The organism is Modicisalibacter radicis (genome assembly GCF_900961225.1).
Lineage (GTDB): Bacteria > Pseudomonadota > Gammaproteobacteria > Pseudomonadales > Halomonadaceae > Modicisalibacter.
Map to the genome: position 1 here is coordinate 1 of NZ_CAAHFN010000084.1, position 10,812 is coordinate 10,812.

The following is a 10,812-nucleotide window of genomic DNA, read 5'->3' on the forward strand; positions in this document are numbered from 1 at the left end:
GGGTGAGGGGGGGTGAGGGGGGGTGAGGAACCCCGTTGTGTTAGCTGAAGAAGCGCTCGCGCAGCTACATGCCGAGCATGGGGCGCCTGCGGGAATCGGATGTCTGTGCCACGGGGGTACTCCTGTATCTGAACGGTAGTGAACAACGTCGGATATCTACAGTGGATTCGCAGGAGGAAAGACGTGCGCCATCCGTTACGTTCCTGGTCACAACAGGAGTCAACCGGCCGAAGTCATCGCATAATTTTGGGATCGCTGTTTGGCCAATTCTTCAAGACCTTGATGGAGAGCCGGGAACAGGCTGCAGTTAAAGTTGTTCCAGCGCAATTCCATGATATTGTCTCGTGGATCTATATCGGTGTTCAGTACGTCATGGAGTACTTCGCCGGAGTCAATGCCATTGTCCACGTAGTGGAATGAGGCTCCTGTCTTGCTGATCAAGGGGGAAGGTTCGGTCTCCATGGTTTCCCAGTCAATGACCCTTTCTCCTCTGGCGCCGTGTAGTGCATCAAGAGTTGCATAGGCTCCACGTCTTTTGTAGGGGGATTCCTCTCGGGTAATGCCTGGGTGGATGTTGAATATCTTTCGGTGAAAAGGGCTCTCCGGGCGAACGATCTCGTCTAGAATGACGAGGAGGCCATCGAGTACGATAATTTCTGCGCCCGTTTCCACCAACTTCTTGGACAAACTTTTCTCGAAAGACGATTTTCCTGACTTTCTCTCGGGAGAGGCCATCGAGTAACGTCGGTACGTGGATGGTATCGAGAATAGCAGATCATCGATATGATGCCCCTGAACAGTCATGTCCGGGGGGAAGAACCATGGTTTTCCAGGCTGTCTGGAGAAACCATATTTCTCGAGCTTTTCCCGATCTTTGCTGTGATCTTCATCATCGTCATGAATCACTGTTTCCAGCGAGTAGGTGTCACCTAACGGCGTCTCGTTGAGAGTCCTGGACAAGTACTCTAAAGGCGACTGCATGTACTGATTCTTTCCCTTTATTTCAACACATTGTCCTGCGCTGTCAGCGGCAGCATTTCTCAAGGAAAGTACATAGGCTAGTTTTATTTTTTCCATGGCAATACCGCCGAGTTATGATTGGGAGTGTGGGGTTTTTTATTTTTGAGTGCGCGTTGTTTTCTTGTCGTTCTGGAAGTTGTGACTTTCTTGCAACAAGAGGCAAGGCGCTCAGCCATGCCTCTTGCTTTTTTCTGTTTACATGACGGTTTGAGTGTTGCCTGTCATGCTGTCATTACGGGCATTTTACCAATGGTAACTTACCGTGCCGGTGATGTTTCTTGGCTCACCATAGAAACACCCATAGGTACAGGATTCGATATAGTTCTCATCCGTGAGGTTGGTGGCGTTCAGTGCATAGGTCCAGTGGCCTGTTTCGTAGCTGACCATGGCGTCGTACAAGGTGAAGGAGGGGACCTCTCCATCGATCCAGGTACCGAGGGTCGAACCGACATAGCGTATCCCGGTGCCAATCTTGAGTTCCGGTAGGCCGAAGTCGGTAAAGCGGTAGTCGCCCCATGCCGAGAACTGGTTATAAGGGGTGTTCGCTGTTCGTTCGCCTTCCATGTCTGGCGTCGCGGGGCTGCTTTCGGTCGTCCGCGCATCCGTATAGGCATAGGCGGCGACTAGGTTGGCGTTGGGCCCGATTGCCGTCTTGGCTTCCAGCTCGATACCGCGAGAACGGACCTCGCCCAGTTGGGCTTGAAAGCTGGTGTCGACGGGGTCGGTGACGAGCACGTTTTCCTGAGTCAATTCATAGGCGGTGGCGGTGATGAGAGTGTCCCAACCCTCGGGTTGGTAACGGACCCCGAGTTCATATTGTTTGCCACGCGTCGGCTCGAATCGGTCTCCGTTGCGACCCGTGCCGCTGGTGGGCTCGAAAGACTCGCTGTAACTGATGAAAGGCGCTAGGCCATTATCGGCAAGATAAACGCCTCCGATGCGTCCCGTGAACGCATCGTCCGTTTCGCGACTCCAGTCGGTGGGACCAAAATAGGGAGAGGTTTCATCCTCGGTCCAGTCCTGACGTCCGCCCAACAACAGTACCCACTTGTCGGCGATCTTCATCTGGTTTTGTAAATAGACACCCGCTTGCTCATGGCGTTGCTTGCTAGAGTAGGCGAAAGGAATGGGCTCCCCCAGTTCCTCCTTGCCGTAGATAGGGTCATAGAGATCCAGCGACGGGGCCGTGCGATTGTAGCGCTCGGTCTCGTGACGTCGGCGGGTGTAGTCGAAGCCGATCAGGGTGGTGTTGGAAGTATTTCCAGCCTCCCAGTCGTACTGCAGGGACGTATCCGCAGTCAGTGCCCTGGAGGTATCGTGTCGGTCCTGGGCGGTTCTGGAATAGACACGCCCATCGCTGCTCGAACCGAGAAAGATGTTGTCGTAAACCCGATCGGCGTGGAAGCTACGCAGGCTATGGCGCAAGTGGAGGTTGTCGGAGAAGTCGTGCTCGAACAGGTAGCCAAAGGAGTAGCGTTCGTTGTCGAAGTCGTCGAAATCGGGCTCGCCTATGAACCGGTCTCGTGGAATTTTCCCATTGGGATTCGAGAGGATTGTACCGCTGGCCGGCAGACCGTAGACATAGGCGGTCTGGTCGCGCTGGTACTCACTGAGCAGGGTGAGCGACGTCTGATCGGTCGGTTGCCATTTCAAGGCAGGGGCGATGTAGGTGCGGTCGTCGGGCACATGATCGACGAAGGTATCGCTGTCGCGATGCAGCATGGTGAGGCGATAGGACCAGACGCCCTCCTCGTCGAGGGCATCGGAGAAGTCCGCGGAGATCTGGCGCCGGTCGAAGCTGCCGGCCTGGAGATTGATCTCGCGCAGGGGCTCGCTGGTGGGGCGCTTGCTGACGGCATTGACCACGCCACCGGGGGAAGCCACGCCATAGAGGATAGAGGAAGGCCCCTTGAGTACCTCCAGTCGCTCCAGGCCATAGAGTTCCTGCTGGCCGTCGTAGATGTTGGCTTGATACTTGGTTCCGTCTCGGTATGTGGTTCCGACCCTAAAACCCCGTATGCGCATTACTTCGGTGGTGCGGTCGGCTCCCTCTTGTCTGGAGACTCCAGCGGTATAGCCCAGCGCTTCGGTGAAGTTTCGCGCGCCATAGTCGCGGAACTCCTCACTACTCACCACCGAGAGGGACTGTGGCGTCTCGATGATCGGTGTGTCGGTCTTGGTCGCCGTGGCGCTACGCGTGGCGGCGATGCCCTGCACGGGGCCGTAGGCCTCTTCGTAGAGGCGGCTTTCCGTCACCTGTAGCGTCGGCAATGTGACAGCGGACTCGTCATTCTCTGAGTCCTGTGTCGAGTGACCCTGGGCGAGCGCATTGGGAGCAGCCAATAGGGCTGTGGCACAGATGTTGGCAATGCCGATGGCAATGGTGAGTCGGTGTCTGCGTAGTAGAGGATGTGACATCGTTGACTTCCCTAGGAACATCCCTTGGATGTTGATTTTTTTGGCTTGTAAAAGATAATTGTTATTATTCGTATTTCAATATGCCTCGCTTCCCCACTCAATGCAATCCCGAGCGTTGCCGTCGTGGCCGAGGGAGAAGACGCGGCATAGCGCCGCCAGCCGGCGATTTTCAGGCGTGGCAACTGTTGAACAGGTACTGCCGCAGAGCCTGGGCGATATCCCTGCGTGCCTGTTGGGCGGCCTCGGGTACGATGCCGCCCAGGCGCGCGAAATCGTGAATCATGCCCGGGTAGATCGTTAGCTGGGTGTCCACGCCGTCAGCCTGTAGTCGATTCGCATAGGCGACGCCTTCGTCGATCAGTGGATCGTGATCCGCCAGGGCGATGAATGCCGGTGGGAGCTTTGTCAGGTCGCTGGCCTCCAGCGGGGCGAAGCGCCAGTCGAGCCGGTCTGCGTCGCTGTTCAGATAGTGGCCGAACATCCACTGCAGGGTATCCCCCTCTAGCAGGTGGCCCTGGGCGTAGCGACGATGTGATTCGCTGTCCTGCCAGGCGCTGGTACAAGGGTAGAGCAGGACCTGGCAGCGTGGTGGGGGCCAGCCGTTGTCGCGAGCCGCCAGGCACAGGGCGGTGGCCAGGGTGCCGCCCACGCTGTCGCCACCGACGGCGATTCGCGTGATGTCGACATCGATCTCGGTGCCATGTTGCAGCAGCCAGAGATAGGCATCCTGTGCATCGTGAAAGGCGGTCGGGAACTTGTGCTCTGGCGCCAGGCGGTAAGCGACGGCGAGCACCGTACAGCCGGATTCCCGTGCGATGGCACGGCACAGCGTGTCGTGGGAGTCCAGACTGCCCAGGGTGTAGCCGCCGCCATGAAAGTAGAGCAGGGTGGGCGAAAGGATGTCCGTGCCTTGATAACGGCGTAGCTCGAGACGGTGGCCATCGCGGCACGTAACGCTCAGCGTCGTCGCACCGGGGGAGGGTGGCTCATCGAGCATCTGCGACGAGGTCTCGTAGGCGGTGCGGGCCTGCTGCGGTGTGAGCGTATGGAGTGGCGGGTTGCCGCTGTCGGCGACCAGTTCCAGGAAAGCGGCGATATCGGGGTGCAGGGCCATGGTGTGTCGTGGGTCTCAGTTTCGTGGGCTGCTCCGCCGGGAGCGGCCATGGGGGTTGGTAGCGAGCAGGCCGTGCCCAGCAGTGACGAACCCGATGGGTTCGCATGCGACGCGCGTACTGCTGACAGCGTTTCGTTGAGCACCTCGCAGATTTCATGGGGGGCGTGCGGCCAGAATCGACAGCAGCGTATCGCTGAGGCCATGGTGTGGCTCACAGCAGCTCCGCAGGAGGAACGTTGGCTTGAAATGAGACACGGTGTAGAGCTGGTAATGGTGATGACAGCAAATTCCGGCAGGTACTCTGCTAGCGGGGTGAACAGCGCCTTGTGGATATTGCGCACATAGCCGTTGGCCAAGTGCACGGCGTCGTAGCGGGTAGTATCCGTATGGCCGCTGTTGTCTTGTGCCTCAAGGGCAATGGCCAGGGCAATGTTATTAGAGGGGCCGTAGCCGATACCGATCGGACCATGGATATGCATGCAGTATTCTCGAAGCCGGAATGATGCCGGTAAGTCGCTTGCGTGCTTGCTGGATAGCTCTTGGATGTGAGACGAATGGGAATGAGTTTTGTTTAAGAGATGGGCTCATGATGGAGCCGAAGATCGCCGGGCATAAACATCCCTCCGCGGCAAACGTCGCAGGAGGTGTTGGATAGAGAAAATAGGGACTTCGCATGTCGTGAATCATTCGCCCCTACCGGATGAAATGGGTGGCCGCCCCATTCCGCCCGGAGGCCCCGCGAGGCCGGGCGGAGAACTGTCGCACTGTCATGGAGAGAAGCATGAAGAGCTTCGAGGCCTTGGGACGCCTGTTCCGCTATGCCCGGGGGTACCGGCGACATATCATCGCCGCCACAGCCTGCTCGATCATCAACAAGCTGTTCGACATCGCCCCGGAGATCCTGCTCGGGGTGGCCATCGACGTAGTGGTCAACCAGGAACATAGCTTCGTCGCCCGGCTGGGCTTCGAGTCCGCCCAGGAGCAGATCCTGGTGCTCGGTGTGTTGACCTTCCTCATCTGGGCCGGCGAGTCGTTGTTCGAATACCTGTTTCAGATATTGTGGCGCAACCTGGCCCAACGGCTACAGGCCGACCTGCGACAGGATACCTACGAGCACGCCCAGCGCCTGGACATGGACTTCTTCGAATCGAAGAGTTCCGGCCAGCTGGTGGCGACCATGAATGATGACGTCAACCAGCTCGAGCGCTTCCTCGACGGCGGCGCCAACGCCATGATCCAGGTCGCGGTCACCGTGGTGACAGTGGGCGTGGTGTTCTTCGTGCTCTCGCCGCTGATTGCGTTGCTCGCGTTCACGCCGATTCCGCTGATCGTCTGGGGCGCGTTCTTCTTCCAGCGCAAGGCCGGGCCGCTCTACGCCGACGTGCGCGAGAAGGTCGGCGATCTGGCAAGCCGCCTGTCCAACAACCTCGCTGGCATCGCTACCATCAAGAGCTTCACCGCCGAGGCCCGTGAGGCCGAGCGACTGCGCCAGGCCAGTGAGGCTTATGTGGAGGCCAATCGTCGGGCGATTCGTATCAGCTCGGCGTTCATTCCGGTAATCCGCATGGCGATCCTCACTGGCTTCCTGGCTACTTTCACGGTGGGCGGCATGATGGCGCTGAAAGGCGATCTCAATGTGGGCGCTTACAGCGTTCTGGTGTTTCTCACCCAGCGGCTGTTGTGGCCGTTGACCGGTCTGGCCCAGGTCATCGATCTTTTCGAACGTGCCATGGCCAGTACCTGGCGTATCCTTGACCTGTTGGCCACGCCGATCCAGATACGCGATGACGGCGGCCAAGCCTTGGTCGAGCCGATACGCGGCGAAGTGGCGTTTGCCGGGGTGAGCTTCCACTATCCGAATAGTGGCGAGGGAGTGAACGATATCGACTTGATGGTGCCGGCGGGCAACACCCTGGCGCTGGTCGGTGCTACCGGGTCGGGTAAGTCAACCCTGATCAAGCTGCTGTTGCGCTTCCATGATTCCCAGAGTGGCGAGATCCGCATCGATGGCCAGCCGGTTCGCGGGCTGAGCCTGATCTCGCTGCGCTGTGCCATCGGCCTGGTCAGCCAGGAGGTCTATCTGTTCGAGGGCTCGGTGCGTGACAACATCGTCTATGGCCGGCCCGAGGCCGACGAAGCCGCGATCGTCGAGGCGGCGAGAACCGCTGAGGCATGGGACTTCATCCAGGCCTTGCCGCAGGGGCTGGATACGCCGGTCGGCGAGCGCGGCGTACGGCTCTCCGGGGGGCAGCGTCAGCGCCTGTCGCTGGCGCGGGCATTGCTCAAGGACCCGCCGATCCTGGTCCTGGACGAAGCCACCAGCGCGGTGGACAACGAGACCGAAGCCGCCATCCAGCGTTCATTGGCCAAGATTGGCCACGACCGCACGGTAATCATGATCGCGCACCGCCTCTCGACCATCGTGCATGCTGATGAGATCGCCGTGGTGCATGCCGGTCGCGTGGTTGAGCGTGGCACCCATGCCGAACTGCTGACCCGGGATGGCCGCTACGCCGCGCAGTGGCGGGTGCAGACCGGGGAGATCGAGGCTGCTGATGCCTCCTCCTGAATCGTCCTGGGCCTTCTAGATACCCGTCAGGCTTCGATGGGAGATAGGCAATCGCTCGTGCCGTGACGGCGTCTGGAGGTAGGGCATCTCGATGTTATCGACATATCGCTTCTAGCGACTTCTCGGGTCGAATGGATCCGACGTTTGATGCGCTTATCGCTTGAGCTCGGGAAGGTGGCGCAGGCGTATGGCGCCACCCTGGCTGGACCAGATGGCTTATCGATAACCGGCCGAGAAGGGGCGTCAAACGTCGCCGGTGTCGCTCTTGTCGGTCAGGCCGTCGACGAGACTGTTCGCGAAGCGTCGGGCGGCCGGTAAGCCTCCCCACGACCAGTAGTCGAGCGACAGGATGGCATAGTCGTTGCGCTGGACACTCGGCCAGTGTTGCCACAGACCTTTCCGGAGTAACTTGCGCTGCCCACCAGGCGGGTCGTAAGGGCTATCGAGGAAGACGATTCTGGCTTTTATATCCAGCAAGGCTCGTGCCGTGACTGTCATGAACCCCCACTGGCCAAGTTTTCCTTCCCAGGCGTTATGGAGTCCGAGACGTTTTAATACCATGCCTTCCACACTGCCATGTCCGTAAACGCGCGCATGGCGCTCATCCATCAGGCGAACGACCAGCAGGGGTGAGTCGACGTTTCCCAAGCGGTTAATCAACGCATCGAAGTGTCTGTCGGTTCGTGCAATGTACTGTTCTGCTGCGGCCGGGTCCTTGGTCAAGGCGCCAAGCTTGCGCGTCAAGTCTTCGAGAATCTGCCAATGGTCAATAGCGGCTTTCCCCGGATAATTGTTGTAAAGCGGGTACTCCTTGACGTCGGCGATCTTGCGGAGCTTGGGGATCAGGTTCACATGAGCGGGCGGGGAGATCAGGATCGCATCGGGGGGCTGGCTCGCAAGGAGCTCAAGGTTAGGGAGATGACGATAACCCAGATCGGTCGCGGTCGGAATGATGTCGGGCTGGCGGGAATAGGTCTCGTAGCCGGCAAGGCCCGAAACGAAGGTGGGAGGGTGCCCTATGGCATCGAGTGTCTCGGCGATGGCGAAATCGAAAGTCGCCAAGGAAACCTTGCTCTCATCATCGCTTGCCATGGCAACGTTGCCCAGGCATAGCCAGGCGATCAGGAGGGCCGTCATAGGGGCCCTCGTTGTCCGACGACGAGGTCGGTGTTCTTTGGGCCTTACGGTCATGCCGGCACCCTGGAGTCTCTGTAAGGCGGCACCTCGATGATGGCGTCGCTCAATCAATGGACACTGGCTCGTTCATGCAGAGGCGTTACCGGTGTTGGCTGAAGACTGCCTACGCGCAGCCATGCGGCGTTGAAAATCGACCTAGGCGTGAGTCCGGCTCGGCCTCCTATCAAGATGCGCATTGAAACGCCATGCACCCGCATGCGAGCCCATCTTGCTCTTTAGCCAACACTTGCCTTGGCTACGCACCTCGCCCTGGGCTTTGCTCGCTGACGTCTCGTAGCGATTCGAGGGCACGTCGGGGGACGAGGTGTCTCAGGTCCTTAAAAATGATAATCGTTATTATTTTTTCGAGCGCGCTCGATGTCAAGATTGGACTGCCCGGTGGTGGGGGCGGTTCTCGGCGTTGTGGGCCGCTCCGCCGGGAGCGGCCGGGTGGCTGGGAAGCGCGTCAGCTCGTGCCCGCCAGGGCGGGAGAAGGGGGCGTCACCTGTCCCGAGCGTTCCGCCGGTAACGTTTCGTCGAGGACGTCACAGATTTCCTGGGTCCGGGCGGCCAGGATCGACAGCAGCGTATCGCTCAGTCCATGGGTCGGTTCGCAGCAGCCTTGCAGGAATATCGCCGGCTTGAAGTGGGGCGGGGTGAACACCCGGTAGTGACGATCGACCGCAAACTCGTCGAGGTGGGGGGCCAGCGGGTCGAGCAGGGTCTTGTGCATGTCGCGCCGGTACCCGGTGGCCAGCACCACGGCGTCGTAGGTCGCGGTGTCGGTGACGCCGCTGTCCAGTTCGGTGATATCCAGCCGGATGCCGTCGTCCGACGAGACCGCCCGGGTGACTTCATGGCGACGGCGGAAGCGATGGCGGTGATCGCCGGTGACCTTCTGCTGGTAGAAGACGTCGTAGATCTGCTGGATCAGGTCGAGGTCGGGGGCCGAGTAGTTGGTGCTCTTGTATTCCTGCATCAGCGCTTCGCGCTGGCCGGTGGGGTTGTTGAACACGTAGTCGGTGTACTCGGGGTTGAATATCTCGTTGACGAAGGGGCTGTCGTCGGAGGGCTTGAACGCCCAGGCGCGAGTGATGAGATCCGCCTGGATGCCTGCGCGGCCATGCAGGTCGAGGAAGATTTCGGCGGCGCTCTGGCCCGCGCCGATGACGGCAACGCGCCCTGGATCGTGCTGACGCTTCAGGTCCCGCAGGTAATGGCTCGAGTGGAAGACGCGCGGGTCGGAGGCGAGGTCGGCGAAGCAGGCGGGAATGTTGGGGGCGCCGCCGACGCCGACGACGAGTGAGCGGGTCAGGCGCTCGTGGCGGTTGCCGTTGGCATCCCGCGAACAGACGCGCAGCAGTTCGACGTCGTCGCCCTGTAGCTGCGGCAGCACCTCGACGACCTCCTCGCCATAGGCGCAACGAGCCTCGAAGTGGGAGGCCACCCAGGCCAGGTAGTCGTTGAACTCGTGGCGACTGGGGAAGAAGGTCTGCAGGTTGATGAAATCCTGCAGGCGCTCCTTGCTGTGGAGGTAGTTCAGGAAGGTGTAGCGGCTGGCCGGGTTGCGCGGCGTGACCAGATCCTTGAGGAAGGAGATCTGCATGTGGGCGTTTTCCAGCAGCATGTCGGGGTGCCAGGCGAAGCGGGGCTGGCGTTCGATGAAGAAGGCGTCGAGCGCGTCATCGCGCTGTTCTTCGAGGGCGATGGCCAGGGCGATGTTGGAGGGGCCGAAGCCGATACCGATCAGGTCGTGGATAGGCATGAGAGTCCTCGTGGCTGAGTGGCTTGTCAGTTGAATCGTGGATCGGGCCGTGGAACCGACCCCGGGTGGGGCGGCTGGGGGATCCAACCGAGTTCGTTGAAGAACCGCTCGCGCAATTGCACGCCGAGCATGGCCCGCTTGTGGGGGAAGTCGAACGCCTTGAGCAGCGCATAGCCGCACTTGGCGAGATTGCCGATCATCCTGGCGTTGTCCGCCCGGGGCTCGATCACCAGCCGCTGCGTGCGGCAGTCGTCGAGGAACAGGTAGTGCGAGATGGAGGGCAGCCAGGCGGCGACGTGGGGGCGCCCGCGGAATTCGGGCTCGCCGATCAACACGTGCCACCCCCGGTCGAAGTCGCCGGCATCGCAATGGGGGGCGATGCGATCCTCCCTGGCCCAGTAGGTTTCGAAATAGCCGAACGGCTCGTCGTCGAAGCAGCCGATCAGGGGAACGATGCCGGGGGTCTGGAGGGTGCGCTCCAGGCGGATGCGGTGCTGGGCCAGGTCGCCCTCTTCCTGCCAGAAATGGGCGACTGCCGGGTCGTTCATCCAGCGGTGGAAAGCGTCCAGATCGCGTTCGATCTCCAGCACCCGCAGGCTCAGCGTGCGGCCCAGCCAGGGCAGGTAGCGCCGGTAGACGGTGCCGCTCGGCGTGTCGGGGCGCAGGGGGTGGCGTCTGCCCTCGGTGAACACATGGCGAACGGGGTAGGGCGGGCGCGCATCGCCAAGCCAGAGGCGGGGGTGCGGGAAG

At 60.4% G+C, this 10,812-nt stretch carries 7 protein-coding genes; 1 reads left to right on the forward strand and 6 read right to left on the reverse strand.

Features of this window, described 5'->3' with window-relative positions:
- Nucleotides 1-219 precede the first annotated feature (219 nt).
- From HR9077_RS15820 to HR9077_RS15830, 3 genes are all read right to left on the reverse strand, one after another.
- Nucleotides 220-1,077, reverse strand: coding sequence for a N(5)-hydroxyornithine transformylase PvdF (locus tag HR9077_RS15820; RefSeq protein WP_136068011.1), 858 nt, complete (start codon nt 1,075-1,077; stop codon nt 220-222).
- Nucleotides 1,078-1,263: 186 nt separating this feature from the next.
- Nucleotides 1,264-3,438 (reverse strand): TonB-dependent siderophore receptor, encoded by a 2,175-nt coding sequence (locus HR9077_RS15825; RefSeq protein ID WP_136068013.1) that lies wholly within the window; start codon nt 3,436-3,438, stop codon nt 1,264-1,266.
- A gap of 169 nt (nt 3,439-3,607) precedes the next feature.
- Complete coding sequence (locus tag HR9077_RS15830; RefSeq protein WP_136068015.1) at nt 3,608-4,552, reverse strand: alpha/beta hydrolase; 945 nt, start codon at nt 4,550-4,552, stop codon at nt 3,608-3,610.
- A gap of 781 nt (nt 4,553-5,333) precedes the next feature.
- On the opposite strand from HR9077_RS15830, the gene HR9077_RS15835 reads away from it, so the two are divergent.
- Entirely contained in the window at nt 5,334-7,121 is a 1,788-nt protein-coding gene (locus tag HR9077_RS15835; protein ID WP_244613303.1) for an ABC transporter ATP-binding protein, read from the forward strand.
- 243 nt (nt 7,122-7,364) lie between these two features.
- Here HR9077_RS15835 and HR9077_RS15840 read toward each other — a convergent pair whose 3' ends face one another.
- The 3 genes from HR9077_RS15840 to HR9077_RS15850 form a co-directional block, all read right to left on the reverse strand.
- On the reverse strand, nt 7,365-8,258 hold the full coding sequence (locus HR9077_RS15840) for an ABC transporter substrate-binding protein (RefSeq protein ID WP_168380973.1): 894 nt from the start codon (nt 8,256-8,258) through the stop codon (nt 7,365-7,367).
- Nucleotides 8,259-8,763: 505 nt separating this feature from the next.
- Nucleotides 8,764-10,062, reverse strand: a complete 1,299-nt coding sequence (locus tag HR9077_RS15845) for a lysine N(6)-hydroxylase/L-ornithine N(5)-oxygenase family protein (protein WP_136068021.1) — start codon at nt 10,060-10,062, stop codon at nt 8,764-8,766.
- A 26-nt stretch (nt 10,063-10,088) separates the two neighbouring features.
- On the reverse strand, nt 10,089-10,812 hold a 724-nt coding region (locus HR9077_RS15850), incomplete at its 5' end, for a GNAT family N-acetyltransferase (protein WP_136068023.1).

Excerpts from the sequence above, each read along its gene's own strand:
- HR9077_RS15820 (WP_136068011.1), bottom strand. The coding sequence starts at position 1,077 with ATGGAAAAAATAAAACTAGCCTATGTACTTTCCTTGAGAAATGCTGCC.
- HR9077_RS15825 (WP_136068013.1), bottom strand. The coding sequence starts at position 3,438 with ATGTCACATCCTCTACTACGCAGACACCGACTCACCATTGCCATCGGC.
- HR9077_RS15830 (WP_136068015.1), bottom strand. The coding sequence starts at position 4,552 with ATGGCCCTGCACCCCGATATCGCCGCTTTCCTGGAACTGGTCGCCGAC.
- HR9077_RS15835 (WP_244613303.1), top strand. The coding sequence starts at position 5,334 with ATGAAGAGCTTCGAGGCCTTGGGACGCCTGTTCCGCTATGCCCGGGGG.
- HR9077_RS15840 (WP_168380973.1), bottom strand. The coding sequence starts at position 8,258 with ATGACGGCCCTCCTGATCGCCTGGCTATGCCTGGGCAACGTTGCCATG.
- HR9077_RS15845 (WP_136068021.1), bottom strand. The coding sequence starts at position 10,062 with ATGCCTATCCACGACCTGATCGGTATCGGCTTCGGCCCCTCCAACATC.